General features: G+C 51.4%; 16 protein-coding genes. 8 read left to right on the forward strand and 8 right to left on the reverse strand.

Going from position 1 to position 19,383, the window contains the following annotated elements; all coding sequences use genetic code 11:
* Positions 1-65: 65 nt before the first annotated feature.
* A complete protein-coding gene (locus tag HWI92_RS08380; protein WP_204662661.1) occupies positions 66-563 on the reverse strand; it encodes a hypothetical protein in 498 nt (165 codons plus the stop codon).
* A gap of 196 nt (positions 564-759) precedes the next feature.
* Between HWI92_RS08380 and HWI92_RS08385 the strand changes: the two genes are divergently transcribed.
* The 5 genes from HWI92_RS08385 to HWI92_RS08405 all read left to right on the forward strand — a co-directional run bounded on the left by HWI92_RS08385 (position 760) and on the right by HWI92_RS08405 (position 5,456).
* Positions 760-1,521: a 3-keto-disaccharide hydrolase gene (locus tag HWI92_RS08385; protein ID WP_229249371.1), complete on the forward strand. Its 762-nt coding sequence runs from the start codon at positions 760-762 to the stop codon at positions 1,519-1,521.
* A 3-nt stretch (positions 1,522-1,524) separates the two neighbouring features.
* Positions 1,525-2,853 (forward strand): serine hydrolase domain-containing protein, encoded by a 1,329-nt coding sequence (locus HWI92_RS08390; RefSeq protein WP_229249149.1) that lies wholly within the window; start codon positions 1,525-1,527, stop codon positions 2,851-2,853.
* A 49-nt stretch (positions 2,854-2,902) separates the two neighbouring features.
* A complete protein-coding gene (locus HWI92_RS08395; protein ID WP_204662665.1) occupies positions 2,903-3,667 on the forward strand; it encodes an SDR family NAD(P)-dependent oxidoreductase in 765 nt (254 codons plus the stop codon).
* A 96-nt stretch (positions 3,668-3,763) separates the two neighbouring features.
* The gene (locus tag HWI92_RS08400; RefSeq protein ID WP_204662667.1) at positions 3,764-4,090 is read left to right on the forward strand and encodes a hypothetical protein; all 327 of its coding nucleotides are present in this window, start codon (positions 3,764-3,766) and stop codon (positions 4,088-4,090) included.
* A 187-nt stretch (positions 4,091-4,277) separates the two neighbouring features.
* Complete coding sequence (locus HWI92_RS08405) at positions 4,278-5,456, forward strand: AGE family epimerase/isomerase (RefSeq protein ID WP_204662669.1); 1,179 nt, start codon at positions 4,278-4,280, stop codon at positions 5,454-5,456.
* On the opposite strand, the gene HWI92_RS08410 is transcribed toward HWI92_RS08405, so the two are convergent.
* The 3 genes from HWI92_RS08410 to HWI92_RS08420 are packed head-to-tail and all read right to left on the reverse strand — an operon-like array spanning position 5,453 to position 11,466.
* Complete coding sequence (locus HWI92_RS08410) at positions 5,453-7,630, reverse strand: c-type cytochrome domain-containing protein (RefSeq protein ID WP_204662672.1); 2,178 nt, start codon at positions 7,628-7,630, stop codon at positions 5,453-5,455. The genes HWI92_RS08405 and HWI92_RS08410 overlap by 4 nt on opposite strands.
* A 38-nt stretch (positions 7,631-7,668) precedes the next feature.
* Positions 7,669-9,123: a DUF1501 domain-containing protein gene (locus tag HWI92_RS08415; RefSeq protein ID WP_204662675.1), complete on the reverse strand. Its 1,455-nt coding sequence runs from the start codon at positions 9,121-9,123 to the stop codon at positions 7,669-7,671.
* 24 nt (positions 9,124-9,147) lie between these two features.
* Positions 9,148-11,466, reverse strand: coding sequence for a PSD1 and planctomycete cytochrome C domain-containing protein (locus HWI92_RS08420; RefSeq protein WP_204664398.1), 2,319 nt, complete (start codon positions 11,464-11,466; stop codon positions 9,148-9,150).
* Between the two features lie 152 nt (positions 11,467-11,618).
* On the opposite strand from HWI92_RS08420, the gene HWI92_RS08425 reads away from it, so the two are divergent.
* Positions 11,619-12,263: a hypothetical protein gene (locus HWI92_RS08425; RefSeq protein ID WP_204662678.1), complete on the forward strand. Its 645-nt coding sequence runs from the start codon at positions 11,619-11,621 to the stop codon at positions 12,261-12,263.
* A gap of 1 nt (position 12,264) precedes the next feature.
* On the opposite strand, the gene HWI92_RS08430 is transcribed toward HWI92_RS08425, so the two are convergent.
* The gene (locus HWI92_RS08430) at positions 12,265-13,464 is read right to left on the reverse strand and encodes a T9SS type A sorting domain-containing protein (RefSeq protein WP_204662680.1); all 1,200 of its coding nucleotides are present in this window, start codon (positions 13,462-13,464) and stop codon (positions 12,265-12,267) included.
* Positions 13,465-13,700: 236 nt separating this feature from the next.
* Here HWI92_RS08430 and HWI92_RS08435 point away from each other — a divergent pair, with 236 nt between their 5' ends.
* Positions 13,701-14,294: a class I SAM-dependent methyltransferase gene (locus HWI92_RS08435; RefSeq protein WP_204662682.1), complete on the forward strand. Its 594-nt coding sequence runs from the start codon at positions 13,701-13,703 to the stop codon at positions 14,292-14,294.
* A 45-nt stretch (positions 14,295-14,339) separates the two neighbouring features.
* Positions 14,340-15,278, forward strand: a complete 939-nt coding sequence (locus tag HWI92_RS08440) for a nucleoside hydrolase (RefSeq protein WP_204662684.1) — start codon at positions 14,340-14,342, stop codon at positions 15,276-15,278.
* A gap of 3 nt (positions 15,279-15,281) precedes the next feature.
* Here HWI92_RS08440 and HWI92_RS08445 read toward each other — a convergent pair whose 3' ends face one another.
* The 3 genes from HWI92_RS08445 to HWI92_RS08455 all read right to left on the reverse strand — a co-directional run bounded on the left by HWI92_RS08445 (position 15,282) and on the right by HWI92_RS08455 (position 19,279).
* Positions 15,282-16,514, reverse strand: coding sequence for a multidrug effflux MFS transporter (locus HWI92_RS08445; protein WP_204662686.1), 1,233 nt, complete (start codon positions 16,512-16,514; stop codon positions 15,282-15,284).
* A 135-nt stretch (positions 16,515-16,649) separates the two neighbouring features.
* Positions 16,650-16,958 (reverse strand): hypothetical protein, encoded by a 309-nt coding sequence (locus HWI92_RS08450; protein WP_204662688.1) that lies wholly within the window; start codon positions 16,956-16,958, stop codon positions 16,650-16,652.
* Positions 16,959-17,059: 101 nt separating this feature from the next.
* A complete protein-coding gene (locus HWI92_RS08455; RefSeq protein ID WP_229249151.1) occupies positions 17,060-19,279 on the reverse strand; it encodes a sodium-translocating pyrophosphatase in 2,220 nt (739 codons plus the stop codon).
* Positions 19,280-19,383 lie beyond the last annotated feature (104 nt).

The raw sequence follows: 19,383 nt of genomic DNA on the forward strand, positions 1-19,383 counted from the left end.
ATTTAGAAAAAACCTGCAAAAAACCCCGACAATCGCTTTTTATGCAAGTGCCGGGGTTTGGTAAGTCAGGCTGCGTTGCCGACAGGACGTACCAGCGGATGTCCGCCGAAGTTCTCCCACAGGTCGGTAATGAGGTTTTTCTCACGGGCATTGTGCAGCCCGAAGTCAATCAGGATTTCCCCACTGCGAACGCTGCGCTGAAAATATTCCGCATATTCGTCAGACAGGATGGTATCGGAAATGGTTCTCAAACCACCTTCGGTGAGGTTTCCGACCACCATGAAAGACAATCCGGGAATACCTACATAGTGTGCGTACTGGTCCAATGCCTCCCTGAAACCGGCGCTCCGACCCGGGCGGCTGATCACGAATGTTGGGTGGACATTCTGCTGCGTGTGTGCCTGAATCAACTCTTTGTATGCCGCTTCCGACATAACAAGTGTGATTTCTTCTTTATGGTAGCCTAAGTCCAGCAGTGTCTGGTAGGCTTTTTCTGCGTCCTTCCCGGTTGCAAACATTCCTGTTACGGTACTGACGCTCTCTTGATGATCAACGGTTTTCATGGCAAAGCGTACTGATAAGTTTAAGAAGTATTAAAAATCTAATGTTCAGGTTTACATTTCGTAAGGCCAACTACTCCCCAAGTGACAAATTCAAGAAATCACAATGGACAGAGTAATTAGCCCGCATTAACATCTTATATTTTCGTGCCAAAGTTTGGCCACCAGAACTAAACGGGTTACCCTTATGAAGCTTTTGATGAAAAGAATTGCGCTGCTCGCCGCCGGGCCTGCGCTTGCTGCGACGCTTGCGCAGGCACAGGTAGGTGTGGGCACCAGGATGCTCACCGGTGCAGAAATGTACCTCGATGGCAGCCGGAAAATGCTGGACGAAAAATGGGTGTACTGGGACGGTCCGCGCCTGAAAGCCAAACCGCCCATTAAGTGGACAGTCGTGAAAGACCCTGTGGATGAGGGCACTGTGATCAATTGCAATGATCCTGCGTCCGCAGGAGGACTGTATGGATCGGCGGACATTGTTACCAAAAAGAAGTTCAGGGATTTCAGGGCGCATGTGGAATTTCTGATCACCAAGGAAGGCGGCAACAGCGGTGTGTACCTCCAAAACCGGTACGAAATCCAGGTGCTGGATGGTGATACCACGTCCCACGGGATGGCGGCGGTGATCAACGAGTCGCGCTCGCCTTATTTCGCCTATAATGGCATCGGAAAATGGAATGCCTACGATATTCTTTTCCGCGCAGCCAGGTTTGAGAATGGAAAACTGGTGGAGCAGCCGATGGTCACTCTTTATTTTAATGGAAAAAAAGTACACACCAACCAGCGCATTTCTCAGGTTTGGGGAGGCCCCAACTCGGGTATTGATGGCGGAAATGATGGCGGCAAAGGCATCACCGACACACCGGGTGGACTCAAACTTCAATCAGAAGGACATGACGTGTACTTCCGTAACATCTGGATCAAGGAAATGGAGCTCACCAAGCCGGATACTGATTTTTAACCAATGATGAAAAAACTGCTGCTCTCCACCACAGCCGCATTCGTGATATGCATTCAGGTTCGCGCGCAGACCGTCAACACTGCCGGTCTTGACAGCTTGTTTGACATATTATATGCTAAAAACAAGTCGATGGCCAGTGTAGCAATTGCCAGAAACGGGAAGGTACTTTATGCAAAAGCCACGGGCCTCGCAGCCCAAAGTCCTGCGCCGGTACCTTCCACCGTGCACACGCGCTACCGCGTGGGTTCGATTACCAAAACCTTCACGGCTACGCTGATCATGCAGCTGGTAGACCAGAAGAAGCTGCAACTTTCCACGCCCCTCTCGCAATTCTTTCCGCAGGTACCCAATGCGTCGGAGATCACGATCCGGCAAATGCTCAACCACCGGAGCGGGATCCACAACTTTACTGCGGATCCGGAATACCTGTCGTACATGCTGCAACCCAAAACACACGCCGAGATGGTCGCGATCATAGCTGCCACGAAGCCCGATTTTGCACCAAATGAAAAAGCATCGTACAGCAACTCCAATTACGTGCTGCTCGGCTACATTGTGGAGAAGCTTACCGGCAAAAGCTACGCAGAGAATATTACGACGCGCATTGCCGGGAAGGCAGGCCTGAAAGAAACCTACGTGGGACAAAAAGCGGATGCAGGCAAGCAGGAAGCCATTTCTTTCGCGTATGACGACGAATGGAAACCATTGCCCGAATCGGATGCCGGCATCCTTGCGGGAGCAGGCTCAATCGTTTCCACGCCTACGGACCTGACCCGCTTCATTACTGCCTTGTTTCAGGGAAAACTGGTGTCGGTTCAAAGCCTGAATGAGATGAAAACCATTTCGGATGGTTTCGGGCTGGGTTTGATCCAGGTACCTTATGAATACCGGAAAGGTTATGGGCATAATGGCGTGGTCGACGGATTTTTATCAAACCTGTTCTACTTCCCGGATGACAGCCTGGCTGTATCGGTGTGTACCAACGGATCCACGTATTCGATCAACGACCTCGTGATTGCGCTCCTTAACGCCTGCTACCAGAAACCCCTGAAAATTCCACAGTTTAAGGAATTCAAGGTAAATGCGGCTGACCTGACCCAGTACACCGGTACGTATTCCAGTGCGCAGCTCCCTTTTTCAATTACCATTAAAAAAGACAGCACCTACCTCACGGCCCAGGCAACAGGCCAGGCGGCATTTCCGCTGGAACCCAGCGCCAAACACGAGTTCCGATTTGACCAGGCGGGCATTGTGATGGAATTTAACCCGCAGCAGAACCAGTTTTTACTTCGGCAGGGAGGCGGAAATTTTGTATTCAAACGCGAATACTGAATGTAACTGGCACAAAAATGATGGCATAACTTCCTCAACTCGGACTACTATGTTATCAGAAAAATTCAGGTTAACAGGAAAAACAGCTTTGATCACCGGATCCAGCCAGGGGATCGGACAGGGAATTGCGGCTGCATTCGCGGAGTATGGCGCCAATGTAATTATCCACAGCCGGAATGATCCGCAGGAGGCCGAGGCCACGGCTGTTGAAGTAAGAAAATACGCCGTGAAAGCCGACATCATTGCGGGAGACCTTACGAAACCCGGAGCTGCCGAAAAGCTGTATGAAGACGCTATTGCAGCAGCAGGTCAGATCGACATCCTGGTACTCAATGCCTCCGTGCAGATTCCTAAATTGTGGTCAGAGGTAACGCCCCAGGATTTTGATGACCAGGTGACGGCCAATGTACGTTCCTCTTTTTTCCTGATGCAAAAATGTGGTCCGGGGATGGCCGAACGTGGCTGGGGACGCATCCTGACCATCGGCAGCGTGCAGCAGGAAAAACCCCACCCTGCCATGCCGGTGTACGCCGCCACCAAGTCTGCGGTACTGAACCTGGTGCAGAACTTCGCCATGCAGCTGGCAGACAGAGGAGTGACGGTCAACAACCTGGCTCCCGGTGTGATTGGTACGCAGCGCATTGAGCAGGATGTACCTGAAACCGCAGAGCGGATCAATAAGCGGCTGGAAACACCTTCCGGCCAGATTGGGGCGCCCGAAGACTGCGCCACACTCGCCGTACTCCTTTGTTCGGAGGCCGGGCGGTTTATTACGGGCCAGAACATCAATGTGGACGGTGGAATGAGCCTGTAAGTGTAAGGCCGGGCGTCAGGCACGATTTTACAGTAAAAATTTACCTCTATGAGGGCTAAATGTGAAAACTTAATCAACAACTAAATACTACATATCATGAGTGCACCAGGCAATGACGACGAACTGTACGATGAGAACCTCCCGGGCAACTATCCGCCGGAAGAAGATGTTTTCAGCCGCGGATTGATCGAGGAAGATATAGATCCGGAAGATATTACACGCGAGAAAGAAGCCATCGAAGGCAATCCCGACGACTGGAATGAGCAGACATTTCGCGATGCCATGACAGGCGACGACCTGGATGTTCCAGGTTCTGAAATTGACGACGATGCGGAGGCAATCGGCAATGAAGACGAAGAAAACAATTATTACAGCCTGGGTGGCGACAACCACGAAAGTCAGGAAGAACACATCGGAGACTAGCCAAATACGAAAAACCGCAGAGAGGCCCGGCAAATACGCCGGGCCTTTTTTTGCTGCATTAAAACAGCTGCCTGCCTACGAAACTCCGGTACTGACATGTGCGGAGCACATTACATCCCGGTTGCACAAACACACCTATAAGTATGATTAAAAGGCCGCATTCTTTTCCTGTAAAACAGCGAAGAACATGGCGGCTTTTACCCCGGAGGCATTTAAAAAAGAGTTTATAAATATCCTGGAATATTGGGAAAAACATGCCCCTGATATGGAAAAGGGCGGTTACTATGGTCAGGTTAATTATGAAAACCAGCCCATCAAGGATGCTGCCAAATCGGTCGTACTGACCGGGCGCATACTCTGGACATTTTCCCTGGCGCACCGCCTGCTTCGCGAGCACAAGTATCTGACCCTGGCCGACCGCGCCTACCAGCAGCTTGCCAAAAACTTTTTTGATCCCGAACACGGAGGTGTATACTGGTCGGTAAATGCAGACGGCTCGCCCGCAGATACCCGGAAGCAGATTTACGGAAATGCATTTGCGATGTATGGCCTGAGCGAGTACTATCGCGTCACCAACTACCCTCCTGCCCTGGAAAAAGCACGGGAATTATTTACACTGATCGAAAAGCATGCATTTGACCCTGTGAATGGTGGTTACCGGGAGGCATTTGCACGTGACTGGTCAGCGACGGACGATTTTATATTGAGTAAAAGTCCGTGGATCAAGAGCATGAACACGCACCTCCACCTTGTGGAAGCCTACACGAACCTGTACACCGTATGGCCCGATAAAAAGCTCAAATCGCAGACGGCCCATATGCTCGATGCGATCATTACGCATATTGTCAATCCTGAAACGGAAAGTATGGAGCTGTTTTTTGATGAACAATGGAAGCCGAAGGATCATATTATTTCATTCGGGCATGATATCGAGGCTTCTTGGCTGCTGTTTGAAACAGCCGAAATCCTGAAAGACGAGGAATTGATCACGAAAATGAAGCAGAAATCCATTGCAATGGCCACGTCCGCCAGCAAGGGACTCAGCCCTGACGGTGCCCTGAACTATGAATTTGATCCTGCAACAAAGCACTTGCAAACCGACCGGAGCTGGTGGGTAGCGGCCGAGCAGCTGGTGGGATTTTACAATGCATACCAGCTCACCAAAGATCCCGGGTACAAGCGCAAGGCCGAAAAAAGCTGGGACTATATTGTCACAAAGTTCATCGACAAAGACAAGGGGGAATGGTTTGGCACTGTCAAATCGGATGGTACTCCTGTAAAAGGCGACAAAATCAACTTCTGGAAATGTCCCTACCACAATGCACGCGCATGCGCCGAAATGTGGCGGCGCACCAGTAAAGCCTAGTTCAGGAACATTTCGTCCACGAGCAGCAATGCGCGGTTTCCTTTGGAGGGATGCCAGGCGGGGATCTTCTCAATGGGTTTGGCCACGATCTTAAGGCAGGATATGGTTTGGGTTTTGAATGAACCTTCCGCCGTCCGGAGTGACGGGGCCTCGCCTTTGACCGGCATCTGAGCTTTGAATGTGGTGAGCAGCTTCATGCTTTTTGCATCAGCCCCTCCCCAAACCTCGACGGATTGAGGCGGAAAAATACCCGTCGCTTCTTCCACCATATAATGCACGCCCACTGACGAGAGTGCCACCGGCTTTTTGAACTCCGATACAAAAACCATATCATTGTTGCGTACCCCGGCCCAGTTATTGGCCCAGGCCGGGTTATTGGCCCCGATCACACCCAGTTTATGGTCAAAGAATGTGCGCGCTCCTTCTGCCTGGTGCACGGCATTCAGAGGTGCCGCCAGACTGATGGTATCCGGCTTGTAGGCACTTTTATAGAAGCTGAAAGTCACAGGATCACTGCCCAGCCACCCGTTTTTATAAGCCCGCGCCTTAATCGTCTGACTTTTTACAAATGTTGTTTTATGATCAAATAGGGATGAATGCACGCTGTCCGGCTCGGAGCCATCTGTTGTAAAGCGGATGTCCACTCCTTTGATCGGGTGCTGCAGGTCGAGTGCAAGCACATTCCCGAAGATCACGGAGGCATTCTTTACCTGGGGTGGATTCAGTTTTAAAGGAGTTCCGCCCGTGTCGCGGAAGCCTCCGATCACTTCCATTTGCCTGTTTTGCTTTTGCAGCCGGGCAACCTGCTCGCCTGTGAGCCCGGTATCCCATACCGTCACTGTTTTCAGCTTTTTGAACCCCGGCAGGTATGTTTTCAGATCATCAAACGTGACTTTCGTACCCGATAAGGTAAGACTGTGCAAATGTGGAAGGGAAGCCAGTTGCCTGAGACCGGCACCCGTAATATCGGTAAAGTTAAGGTCGAGCTTGCGCAGGTTTACAAAACGTGCGATGGTTTTCAAGTCGGCGTCCCTGACGGGTAATTTGTTGAGGTTTAAAGAAACAATCTGCTCCTTGATATCGCCCAGGTCTTCCAGCTGGGCAGCATTGAATGCCGAACTATTGTAAATGTTAACTGCCAGTGCAGGAGACTCGCGTGCCAGCGGAAGAATGGTCCGGTAGTCTGTGTTCAATGCATTGATCTTTTCTTCATCGGCCGCAGCAAAGTCAAAAGCCTCTTCTTTCACTGACCCGCCGCCAAGATAGCGGGTTGCCAGCAAGCGCAGCGAGTCACCGGCAGGCAGGTCCGTGACTTTGGACTTAAAGCTGGCCTCCTGCTTAACCCACAGCGAAAGCAAGGTAATTTCATCAGGCGTAAGCTGTGTTTTGCCAGCGGGTGGCATATGCTTCTTTTCTTCCTGCGGCAGATGCACGCGCTGCAAAAGCAGGCTCATGGCAGGATTACCGGCAATGATGAGCTTTCCGGTTTTACCGCCTTTCCGGATGCTTTCCGGGTCGGTGAGCACCAGCCCGCCCTTGATCTTGCCGGGATTATGGCAGGTTGTGCATTTCTGGTCAAGGATTGGTTGTATTACCTGGGCGTAAATGGCCGCATTTTCAATAGAGACGGCATTTTGTTCCTGCTGTGCCAGGACCGGTTCCCATATAAAGTCAGCTCCGTGGGTAAGCGCCGCACCATAGTGGCCAGTCATGACAAGGCCCGCAATCGTACCGAGTGCACCCAGTCGGGCGGCAGGCGCCCGGTACCATTTGGTATTACGCACCCAATAAATGACAGACGCCAGGAAGAAAATGCCGGCACCCGTCCATTTGTGAAAGTTGAGCGTATCGCCCGAATAACCCTCTTCCCGCGACAAAAACAGGCCCATCACTACGGTTATGGCCGCCAGCAGTGCGCCCACCAGCAGCAGGTTTTGCAGGAAGTTTTTGTAAAAAGCATTGGTCGCATACTCCGGCTTAAAGCGGAAAAATTCCAGCAGCATGGCCAGGAGCAGGATCACGATCGGGAAATGCAGGATCAGCGGGTGCATCCTGCCAATCGTCTGCAGCCAGGCCGGAATCACCAGCTTTTGCTCAAAAATCAGGAGAAAAAGTATAAAAACATTAGCGGCTACCAGCAGCTGCTCTGCCAAAGCCCGGAACCTTACATGCATTAAACGCCCGACGGGTTGAAGTGAAAAATTGAAATAAATCAGCCGATGATGTCATTCACCACCTTGCCGGATACGTCCGTAAGCCTGTACCGGCGGCCAAGGTGCTTGAAGGTCAGCTTTTCGTGATTAAGCCCGAGCTGATGCAGGATCGTAGCCTGAAAGTCATGCACGTGCACGGGATCTTTGGCAATGTTGTAGCCGAGTTCGTCCGTCTCTCCATATACCATGCCCGGCTTGATGCCCCCGCCGGCCATCCAGATGGTGAAGCAACGCGGATGGTGATCACGACCATAGTTTTCAGTAGTGAGCTTGCCCTGAGTGTAACTCGTACGTCCAAACTCCCCGCCCCATATCACCAGCGTTTCGTCCAGCAGGCCACGTTGTTTAAGGTCGGTGACCAATGCGGCCGATGCCTGGTCTACGTCCATCGCCTGCTTGGTAATTTCAAAAGGCAGGTTTCCGTGCTGATCCCAACCCTGGTGGTACAGCTGCACAAAGCGGACCCCATTTTCGGAAAGCTTGCGGGCGAGCAGGCAGTTGGCTGCATAAGTGCCCGGCACAAGGCATTCAGGACCATAAAGCTTGATAATGTCGTCCGGTTCTTTGGAGAGATCCATAACCTCGGGTACCGCTGTTTGCATGCGGTACGCCATTTCATACTGCTTGATCTTGGTTGCAATTTCGGGGTCACCAAACTCCTGGTACGACAATTCATTCAGCTGTGACAGATTGTCGAGCATCTCGCGCCGTTCGTGCCGGTTCATACCTTCGGGATCACGGAGGTATAGTACAGGATCTTCGCCTTTACTGAACTGCACACCCTGGTGTACCGAATCCAGGAAGCCATTGGACCATAATTTGGAATAAACCCCCTGCCCATTGCCCACGCCGCGTGATAGCAACACGGTAAAGTTCGGCAGGTTTTTATTCTCATTTCCAAGCCCATAGCTCAGCCAGGAGCCCATACTGGGCCGGTTTCCCTGCTGAGAGCCGGTTTGCAGGAACGTAAGAGCCGGGTCGTGGTTGATGGCCTCCGTGTACATGGAGCGCACAATGCAGATGTCGTCCACGATCCTGGATGTGTACGGCAGCAGGTTGCTTACCCAGGCTTGCGACTGGCCATATTGTTTAAAGTCAACAAAAGAACCCACAAGCGGGAAAGAAGCCTGGTTGGCCGTCATTCCTGTCAGGCGCTGGGTACCACGCACGGAGGGCGGAATTTCCTTCCCGAACATTTCCCGCAGCTTAGGCTTATAGTCAAAGAGTTCCTGCTGCGACGGAGCGCCATTCTGAAACATGTAAATAACGCGCTTCGCTTTGGGGGCGAAATGCGGAATGCCGGGTGCCAGGCCGTCATCGTCCATACCTTTACCACTGAGCAGGTCGGGCATGAGCAGCGAACCCAGGGCTACGCTGCCGATACCCAGGCTCATCGTCGACAGAAAACGGCGCCGGTTGAAATTGAAGCCATGTTCTAGGATTTCCTTTTCCATATGATCAGTGCACGACCAAGGCCGCTATGATTTGGTGATGGTTTCTTCGAGATTGTAAATCGTTGAAATGACGCGCATCATCGCTGCGACTGTACGTTTATCAACATTGCGCATCAGCGGGTACTCACCTACTGAGAGCATCTTGTCAGCAGCCTGCGGACTGAGGGTTTTCAGTTCTTTCTGGTAGTAGGTTTCGAGTACCTCCAATTCTTTGTCCGACGGCGTGCGGCATACGATCATGCGGAATGCCTTGCTGATCTTCTGGCGGGCACCGCTGTTTTCCTGCGTAAGGCGGGAAGCCAGCACGCGGGAGGCTTCCAGTACGGTCGGGTCATTCATCATGACCAAAGCCTGCAGCGGCGTATTGGTCTTCAGTCTTTTTACTTCACACAAATCACGGTTACTGGCGTCGAAAATGCCCATCGTAGGCGGTGGTACCGTGCGTTTGATGAGCGTATACATACCGCGGCGGTACAGGCTCTGGCCATGGTCCTGATTGTAAACGGAAAGTAATCCGCGACCCGAAGTAGCACCCTCCCAAAGTCCGGCCGGCTGGTAGGGCTTGACGCTCGGACCGCCGATAGTCTTGTTCAGCAATCCGCTGCTGGCCAGTACCAGGTCACGCACAAGTTCCGCATGCACGCGGTAGCGCGCTCCGCGGGCCAGGAAAACGTTTTCAGGGTCCACAGCCAGCTTGTCTTTGGTGAGTACGGCAGACTGCCGGTAGGTAGCCGACATCACCATCATTTTGACCAGCCTCTTTACATCCCAGTCATGCTCCATAAAATCGACGGCGAGCCAGTCGAGCAATGCAGGATGGGTAGGCAGCTCACCCTGCATCCCGAAATCACCCGACGTTTTGACAATACCCCTGCCGAAGAATTCCTGCCAGAGGATATTGACATACACCCGCGATGTCAATGGGTTACGTTTATCAAAAAGCCATTTAGAAAGTCCCAGCCTGTTTTTTGGGTACCGGGAGTCAAAAGGGAGGATGGAAGCCGGGGTACCTGCCTGCACTTCGTCTCCGTGCGCGTCATACACGCCTCTTTGCAGAATATAGGTTTTCCGGGTTGTATCCAGGTCGCCCATGACAGATACGATCAGACGATTGGTATCGGGTTTGTTTACAAAATTCAGAATGCTTTTCACATCGTCATTGGAGATCTCCATGAGCGGGCGCTTGGCGTAAGTCTCCGGCCCGCCGATCACCGACTCAATCCCTACCTCGCTGACATTATTGAAAAACGCAAAAAGCTGGTAGTATTCCTTCTGCGAAAACGGATCGTACTTATGATCATGGCAATGCGCGCATTCCATGGTGACGCCGAGTAACCCTTTGCCAAACATATCATTCCGGTCAGTGACATACATGACCCGGTATTCTTCCGGTATGACGCCGCCTTCTTCGGTAATCTTATGGTTGCGGTTGAAACCCGTCGCGAGCAGCTGTTCTTTCGTGGCATTGGGCAGCAGGTCGCCTGCGAGCTGCCAGGTCACGAAGTCGTCGTAATGCATGTTTTTGTTAAAAGCATGAATCACCCAGTCACGCCAGGGCCACTGGGTGCGGTAACCATCGTCCTGGTAGCCGTGCGAGTCGGCGTAGCGTGCGAGGTCGAGCCAGTGAATCGCCATTTTTTCACCGTACGCAGGATTCAGCAGCAGCTTGTCCACCATCTTTTCATAGGCAGACGGACTTTTATCACCCATGAACTCGTCCATCATCTGCAAGGTGGGGGGCAATCCGGTGAGGTCCAGGCTCAGCCTTTTCAGCAGTCGCTCCCGGTCTGCTTCCTCATTGGGTGCAAGCCCTTTTTCTTCCTGTTTTTGCAAAACAAAAAAGTCGATCTCGTTTTTGGGCCAGTCGGCTTTTTCAACGTGCGGCAGGGCGGGCTTTGCAGGAGCCACGAAAGCCCAGTGCTTCTCATATTTTGCACCTTGTTTAATCCACTTTTCGATCAGCGCAATTTCCCGTGAAGTGAGTTTGAGATTGGAGGCAGGCGGCGGCATCAACTGGGTTGTATCCTCGGATACAATGCGCAGGTACGCTTGTGATAGTTCGGGCTTGCCCGCTACCAGGGCATGTGCACCCGGACTGTCCTTTAAAGCACTGAATGCACTCTTCGGGTCGTCGAGGCGCAGGCCGGCCTCACGTTTGTTGGCATCCGGACCATGGCAGGCCAGGCATTTATCCGACAAAATGGGCCGGATATCAAAATTATAGCTCACCTCTTTCGGAAGCTTGTCGGCCGAACGACCTGCCGGAGCTTTGTCACAGCTTTGAAAAAGTACAAGGCCAATCCAAAGCAGCACCAATACGGGAAACGATTTCTTTAATACCATCATAGCGGGTTCAGGAACTCGTCAGTCTTTTAATCAATATAACTAATTAATTAAAAAAATGTACATTTATTGGGACAATATAGTCAACAAGCATGATGGCAACTGTCCTGCTCTATGCTGTTCGTATCAATTTACATCCGGTTAAAATGCTTATGAAACACCATTTTACGCGCTCCTTATTGCTCCTGGCAGCAGCATTTACCAGCTTTGCCCCCTCTAAAATCGGCCAGTTTGAAAAAAGTACGGATGTAGGTCACCCCAAACTTGCGGGCAGCTCGCGCTATGATGCTGCGGGTAAAACTTATTTCATGAAAGGTGCCGGCTACAACATCTGGTTTGAGCGGGATGAGTTTCAGTATTTGTTCCGGGAGATGAAGGGTGACTTCACAGTCAGAGCCGATTTTGAATTTACAGGCCAGGGAACAGATCCACACCGGAAAACAGGCTGGATGGTGAGGGAATCTGCCGAAGGTGATGCCTCACACCTCAGTGCAGTACTTCATGGCGACGGGCTAACAGTACTGCAGTGGCGCATCGCCAAGGGTGAAAAGATGCGTGACCCGGAAGATGAAATATTCAGCAAGGACAAGAACGTCCAAACCATTGAAATACAACGCGCTGGAAATGAATACACGATGAGAGCCGCAGCCAAGGGTGCTCCTTTGCAGCTGGTCGGCTCTCACCGGATGGAAAATCTGGGCGAAAAAGTGCTGGTAGGTCCTTTTATCTGCTCCCACAATCCCGCGGTGGTTGAGGAAGCGCGTATTTACAATGTGGTGATTACCCAGCGGAAGTAGCTCAACGGACCAGCACTTTGAATGATTTGGCAGTTCCGTCATTCAGTACCACATTCACAAAGTACAGACCTTTGGCAACGTGGCGGATATCGAGGCCGGATGCAGGCAGTTGCTTGCTCGTATATACCGTCCTGCCATTCAGATCCGTCAGGGTCAGCTGCCGCAAATCAGAAGCATTCACACCTTTGACAAAGAGCACGTCAGACACAGGGTTCGGAAAAATGGCGAGCTCGCCCAATCCGAAGTCCACGGAGATAATGCGGCTGTAAGCAAATGTACCATCCTGATCCACCATTTTGAGGCGGTACAGGTTGGCACCTGAGGCAGGCGCATGATCCGTATAATCATACCGCAGCTGCCCTTTTCCGGAGCCGCGCGCGTCCACTTTACCAAGCGCATTCCAGACTTTTCCGTCTTGGCTTCGTTCTACATCATAATAGTCACTGTTAAATTCAGTTGCGGTAACCCATTGCAGGTAAGCCGATTGCTCCTGCACAGCGGCTGTGAAACTCACCAATGTCACGGGCAGCGGACCATCTGATACCGCAGCCAGGGTGTATACATTGTAACTGTCCGGTGTAAGACTGGCATTGGTAGTGATCGAGCCCGCCGATGCTGTGGTATTTCCACCCAAAACCGACGTGACATCGTAAGTGGATGGAATAATGATCCATTGACTGCCATTCCAGCCGGCGATCGTAAGCTTGGCAATGCCCCGGCCGGCAGTGAGGTTCTGCACATCGCTGGCAGCATTCCACGTCAGGGTAATCCGCGTGGTACCTGACCCATTAATATCCCAGTACTCTTTCTTGCTTACGCCACTTAGTCCCGAGCCCAGTGAGGATGTCTTGAATGGTCCGCCTGCGGGAAGTACCGCATAGTTGCCGCCTTCGGGATTACTGGTAACCGCCACGCCGGCATCGACACCATAGTAGGCACCCGAAATATCGGATGCGGCTGCGGAAAACGGCCTGAAATTACCGTTATCACCCACCGGGAAAATGAATGCATTATCGCCTTGCTTTTTGACATAGCCGTCGATAAACTTGCCGGTACCCAGCACGCCCGAAGTAATGGACGAACCAAAAGTAACCATACCGGCGGGTGCATTCCGGTCTGTTGAGATAGTACCCTGCGCATGTGTTTTGCCGGTGAAGCTGATAATCAGCGCGGCGAGAAGAATTGTATACCTGGTATGCATAGTTTGTGATGCCTTAAATACACTACAAATATATTAATAGTAATATCCAATATAACTAATTAATTCTACAAAAAGTTGCGTAGCTGCCTGCCTATTTACAACATGGACACACCCGGACTTACAAGCATAGGTTTTCCGTTAAAAAAATTTGGCCGGGACAGCCTGCAGGAAATAAGGGAAAGCTGCAACTGATCGTGTAACTTACCACCGTGTCTTTTATAAAAGTGAACAAAAACATGGGAATAAAAACCTACATCCGCAACAATTTTCTAGCAGACATCAAACCTTACACACCCCGCTTCCTGCAGGAGCCAAATCAATCGCTCGACATCGTTTCTGCCTGGAAAGGATTGGAACTGATCATACCGGATATTATGAAGCGTTTCAACCTGAAAAATGACAAGTGCATTGAATTTGGTGTTGAGTTTGGTTTTTCGACAGTTGTTTTTGCCAATTATTTCAGTTCAGTGATTGGCGTGGATACGTTTGAGGGAGATCAGCATACGGCCAACAAATCGGAGCATTACGAGCAGACAAGCCAGAGACTGGCGCCATATAGTAATATCAGATTGATCAAAAGCGATTACCGTGATTGGATACATACCGACCATACCCGGTATGATCTCGCTCATGTGGATATTGTACATCATTACGACGAGACTTACGAGTGCGGACTCTGGGCAGCGCAGCACAGCAGCTGTACGTTATTTCATGATACGGAAAGTTTTCCCGAGGTAAGGCGTGCTGTGAAGGATATTGCCAGGACAACCCGGCAAAAGCTGTACAATTATCCACTCCATTATGGGTTGGGAATCCTGGTGGACCGGTAAAGTTGCATGTTCAGGCACATTCGAACTTTGAATTTTTGATCGACAATGGACAAGATACCCGTAATCATCGACTGTGACCCGGGACACGATGACGCCCTCATGCTGATGCTGGCTTTCGGAAGCGGAAGGTTTGATGTGAAGGCCGTGACCACATCTGCCGGTAACCAGACCCAGGAAAAAACCGTCAACAATGCACTGAAAATACTCACGCTGATCGGTGCCGATGTGCCGGTGTACCGCGGGGCCGAAAAACCGATCTTCCGCGAACTCGTGATCGCTGACTTTGTGCATGGAGCAACTGGGCTCGACGGGCCGTCGCTTCCGCAGCCTGCGTTCCGCGAACAATCTGAAAGTGCAGTGGAAGGCATGGTAAAAATACTGACGCGCAGCAGCGAAAAAGTAACGTTGGTACCTACCGGTCCGCTCACGAACATTGCAGCCCTGCTACTCTCCTACCCGCACCTGAAAAATAAAATTGACCGTATTTCATTAATGGGCGGCGGAATTTTCAGGGGAAACATGACGCCACTTGCTGAGTTCAACGTGTTTTGCGATCCGGAAGCCGCGGCCATCGTTTTTCAATCGGGTGTACCCATTACCATGTGCGGGCTGGATGTGACCCACCAGGCGCTGGTTTTTCAGGAAGATATTGACGCTTTCAGAAAGCTGGGGAATCAAACCGGCCGGGTGGTTGCCGATCTGATGGATTTCTTTTCCGTGTTCTACCGGGCTCACCGGGCCGAACTCCATGGAGGCGCTGCGCTGCACGATCCCTGTGCTATCGCGTGGCTCACGCGGCCGGAAATTTTTAAAACAAAATCATGCTATGTAGCCGTAGAAACGCACGGCTTGCTGACAAGGGGTACAACCGTGGTAGACTTTTACGATGTGCTGGGCATGAAGCCGAATGCAGAGGTAGCTTACGAGATTGACAGGGAAGCTTTTATTGAAATGATTTTCGAGGCGGTACGTACGTTGCCGTAAATATCAGAGCAGTACCGAGACTTCGTCCTCTACCTGACGACGACTCGCCTGATGACGCACAATTACATTTCCTGCGTGCAAAATAATAAGCCCGCCGACAGAGCAGAAAGCCATCATGGCGACCATAGGCAAAGCGGTGTTGTTATGTAAAAAGCTGACAATAGCCGATATAGCCGCGCCTGCACCCATCCGCCAGCTGCCCATCAGGGCCGAAGCACTGCCGGTATGTTTCCTGAATGGGGCAAGTGAAAGCGCGGAGGCATTGGGCCCGGTAAGTCCCTGCCCCGAGAGAAACACGAACATCATACCGATCAGCGAATACAGCCCGAACCACTGGTTGTACACGCCGGTAACCAGAACCAAGCCTACGATCGTCTGGTAGCAAAGCGTAAACCGGATGATCTGCTCACTGGTAAACTTCTTCAGAAGCACATGGTTGAGCTGGGTAGAACCTATCATCGCAAATGCCAGAAATGCGAAAATCCACCCGTACTGCTGCTCAGTTACGTGGTAAATGTTCATGAAAACATCCGATGAACCTGCTATGTAGGCAAAAGGCGCTGCGGTGGCAAGTCCGCCGGCAAGGGTGTAAATCATAAACTGTGGCTGCCGGCTCACGGTAAGATACCCGTTCAGCACCGCAGCTGGCCGAAGCGAAACACTGCTGTCCGCACCCCTGCCAACAGGCAGAAAGAAGTAGATCGCGCCGATGATCAGCGAGACAATCCCGGCAAGGATGATGAAGACCCACTCCCAGGCTATGCTGGCCGTCACATACCCGCCGATCGTTGGTGCGATCATGGGTGAAACGGCGATCACCAGCGTAATCAGCGAGAATACCTCAGCCCTTTTGTCTTTATCAAACAAGTCGCTAACCAATGCCTGCGAAGCCACAAGTCCCACGCATCCTCCCATTGCCTGGAAGAAACGCATCAGAATCAAAGCTTCTACGGACGATGTCATTGCACATCCGAAAGACGCCAGTACATACAGCGACAATCCCGCGTACAATGGTTTTTTTCTTCCAAAACGGTCGAGCAAAGGACCATAGAGCAACTGCCCGAGGCATATACCGATCAGGTAACTTGTCAGCGAGAGCTGTACTTTGTCAATGGATGTTCTGAGGTCGGACGCAATCCGGGGAAAGCCCGGCAGATACATGTCAATGGAAAACGGACTGACTGTGGCAAGTGATCCGAGGATCAGGATTATAAAGAAGTAATTTTTACGGTTCATGGCGTAGAAATGCTACTCCATGTTAACGGCCCCTGATTTCCATAAAGTTCCACGCTCCTGATAAGTGCAATGTTTTCACATTATCAAACAAAAATCCCGGCCTCAGCCGGGATTTTGTTCAGGAGATTGCAAATCCTAATCGTTTACTTTCTCTTTCATGTTCTTTTTGGCTTTTTTCGCCTCTTTCTTCGTGGCGTCGTAAGCATCTTCGGTACCATCGGCTACTTTCTTAGCACCCTTTTTCGTTCCGTCCTCTACCTTATCGTAGCCTTCCCTGGTTTTTTCGCCTACTACCTTCGCATCTTTTTTCACTTCCTTGCCGGCTTTTCTACCTGCTGCTTTGGTTTCTGAAACAGCCTGATCGGCTTTATTCTGGGTTGCATCCTGTGCAAATGCTGCCGTTGACAATCCTATCATTGCGGCCAGTACAAACAACTTTTTCATAATCGGTTTTTTTCTGTTGATAAAAGGTCGGCAGGCATCCTATGCCCGCCGACCTTATTTGATAAAAAACCATTCCTGAATAACCGGCCGCATCCCGGTAGCTACCTGATCACCGGGAAAGTTGCCTGAGCACCGTTTGAAGAACTTTTCAACGCGGGCTGTACCTTCACCACTTCGACTTTTCCAGCGGGCATATGCCCCACTTCGCTCTTTTTTGCGCCAATGTGCGGCGCGATCACCAGCGATACAATGGACATCAGCTTGATCAGGATGTTCATGGAAGGTCCGGATGTATCTTTAAACGGATCACCTACCGTGTCACCTGTCACCGCAGCCTTATGAGGTTCTGATTTCTTGTAAAATGTTTCTCCGTTAATGACAGCTCCCTTTTCGAAGGATTTTTTGGCATTATCCCAGGCACCGCCGGCATTGTTCTGGAAAATCCCCATCAATACACCTGATACCGTCACCCCTGCCAGCGTACCTCCCAGCACCTCGGGCCCGAACAGGAAGCCTACGAGTACGGGAACGATCAGTGCAATGAGGCCCGGCGCTACCATTTCGCGGATAGATGCCTGCGTGGAAATCGCTACGCATTTGTCGTACTCGGGCCGGGCGGTACCTTCCATAATCCCGGGTATCTCGCGGAACTGGCGACGAACTTCCTCCACCATTTTCATGGCCGCACGACCTACTGCCGCAATCGCCAGTGAGGAGAATATGAACGGGATCATGGCACCCACAAACAGGCCGGCCAGCACATTGGCTTTATAAATATCAATGGAACTGATGCCCGATACCCCACAAAATGCTGCGAACAGTGCCAGGGATGTCAGTGCAGCGGAGGCAATGGCAAAACCCTTGCCCGTAGCAGCAGTGGTATTTCCCACAGCGTCGAGAATGTCGGTACGGCCCCGTACTTCTTCCGGCAAATGCGACATTTCGGCGATACCGCCCGCATTATCTGCAATCGGACCGAAAGCATCAATCGCCAGCTGCATGGCAGTGGTGGCCATCATACCGGCAGCTGCGATCGCTACGCCGTACAATCCTGCGAATTCGTAGCTGATAAAGATACCCGCTGCCAGTACCAGTGTGGGAATGACGGTAGACTCCATGCCGACCGACAATCCGCCAATGATATTGGTAGCATGACCGGTGGATGACTGATTGACGATGGACTGCACAGGTCTTTTGCCCATAGCCGTGTAATATTCCGTAACACCCGACATAATCGCACCCACCACCGAACCGAGCAAAATCGCCCAATAGACATCCATGGCTGTAAAATCAACGCCGCGGATGGTGAGCGCACCTTCGGGCAGCATCCACATGGTCAGCGGGTAGGTGACAATCAGTACAAGAATGATAGCGCCCCAGTTGCCCCGGTTGAGAGCGCCCTGCACGTCACCCTGATCATTGCTGACACGTACCAGCAGCATACCGAGGATGGAGGCGATCAGGCCAATGCCTGCAATAACCATCGGGAGCAAAATGGGTGCGATACCACCAAAGTTGTCTGTGCCTTGTGACACGATTTCACGGCCGAGTACCATGGTTGCCAGGATAGTAGCTACATAAGAACCAAAAAGGTCGGCGCCCATACCTGCCACGTCACCAACATTATCACCCACGTTATCAGCGATGGTAGCCGGGTTACGGGGATCATCTTCGGGAATTCCGGCTTCTACTTTACCCACGAGGTCAGCACCAACATCCGCTGCTTTGGTATAAATCCCTCCGCCTACCCTGGCAAAAAGCGCAATAGATTCGGCACCAAGTGAAAATCCTGCCAGTACTTCGAGTACCCGCTCCATGGCCAGCCCATTGACGTCGGCACTATCGCCGATGAATGCGGAATACAGAACAATAAACAGGGTACCAAGACCGATTACCGCAAGGCTGGCAACTCCGATTCCCATCACCGAGCCGCCGGTAAATGATACTTCCAGCGCTTTGGTCAGGCTTGTACGGGCTGCCTGTGTGGTACGTACATTGGATTTGGTCGCGATGTTCATGCCGATGTAGCCGGCAAACGCAGATATGAATGCGCCGATCAGAAAGGATATGCCAATGAAAGCGCTTGAATTTGGAACAAGAGTACCTGAGTAGCCGAGTAAGATGCTGACGATGATCCCAAACACAATGAGTACCCGCCACTCGGCTTTTAAGAATGCAAGAGCACCGTCGGCTATGGCATCGGCGATGACTTTCATCTCCGGACTGCCACCATCCTGCCGGATCACCCAGCTTCTTTTGAAAAACATAACCAGCAGCCCGATGACGCCCAGGGCCGGTACTAAGAAAGTAATGTTACTCATGTGCTTTTCCGATGTTTGTTAAAGGTTCTATGAATTCTCGTAAATATAGAGAAAGGCTCCTCACAACAAAATCGAAAAAGGCCATTTTTTGGCGGATTCGTATA

It is taken from the genome of Dyadobacter sandarakinus (assembly GCF_016894445.1).
In the GTDB taxonomy this organism is placed as follows: Bacteria; Bacteroidota; Bacteroidia; order Cytophagales; family Spirosomataceae; genus Dyadobacter; species Dyadobacter sandarakinus.

Bases quoted from the DNA above. Each gene is read 5' to 3' on its own strand.
- HWI92_RS08385 (WP_229249371.1), top strand. From the start codon at position 760: ATGAAAAGAATTGCGCTGCTCGCCGCCGGGCCTGCGCTTGCTGCGACG.
- HWI92_RS08420 (WP_204664398.1), bottom strand. From the start codon at position 11,466: ATGGTATTAAAGAAATCGTTTCCCGTATTGGTGCTGCTTTGGATTGGC.
- HWI92_RS08395 (WP_204662665.1), top strand. From the start codon at position 2,903: ATGTTATCAGAAAAATTCAGGTTAACAGGAAAAACAGCTTTGATCACC.
- HWI92_RS08415 (WP_204662675.1), bottom strand. From the start codon at position 9,123: ATGGAAAAGGAAATCCTAGAACATGGCTTCAATTTCAACCGGCGCCGT.
- HWI92_RS08430 (WP_204662680.1), bottom strand. From the start codon at position 13,464: ATGCATACCAGGTATACAATTCTTCTCGCCGCGCTGATTATCAGCTTC.
- HWI92_RS08435 (WP_204662682.1), top strand. From the start codon at position 13,701: ATGGGAATAAAAACCTACATCCGCAACAATTTTCTAGCAGACATCAAA.
- HWI92_RS08390 (WP_229249149.1), top strand. From the start codon at position 1,525: ATGATGAAAAAACTGCTGCTCTCCACCACAGCCGCATTCGTGATATGC.
- HWI92_RS08450 (WP_204662688.1), bottom strand. From the start codon at position 16,958: ATGAAAAAGTTGTTTGTACTGGCCGCAATGATAGGATTGTCAACGGCA.
- HWI92_RS08400 (WP_204662667.1), top strand. From the start codon at position 3,764: ATGAGTGCACCAGGCAATGACGACGAACTGTACGATGAGAACCTCCCG.
- HWI92_RS08440 (WP_204662684.1), top strand. From the start codon at position 14,340: ATGGACAAGATACCCGTAATCATCGACTGTGACCCGGGACACGATGAC.
- HWI92_RS08455 (WP_229249151.1), bottom strand. From the start codon at position 19,279: ATGAGTAACATTACTTTCTTAGTACCGGCCCTGGGCGTCATCGGGCTG.
- HWI92_RS08410 (WP_204662672.1), bottom strand. From the start codon at position 7,630: ATGCATGTAAGGTTCCGGGCTTTGGCAGAGCAGCTGCTGGTAGCCGCT.
- HWI92_RS08425 (WP_204662678.1), top strand. From the start codon at position 11,619: ATGAAACACCATTTTACGCGCTCCTTATTGCTCCTGGCAGCAGCATTT.
- HWI92_RS08380 (WP_204662661.1), bottom strand. From the start codon at position 563: ATGAAAACCGTTGATCATCAAGAGAGCGTCAGTACCGTAACAGGAATG.
- HWI92_RS08445 (WP_204662686.1), bottom strand. From the start codon at position 16,514: ATGAACCGTAAAAATTACTTCTTTATAATCCTGATCCTCGGATCACTT.
- HWI92_RS08405 (WP_204662669.1), top strand. From the start codon at position 4,278: ATGGCGGCTTTTACCCCGGAGGCATTTAAAAAAGAGTTTATAAATATC.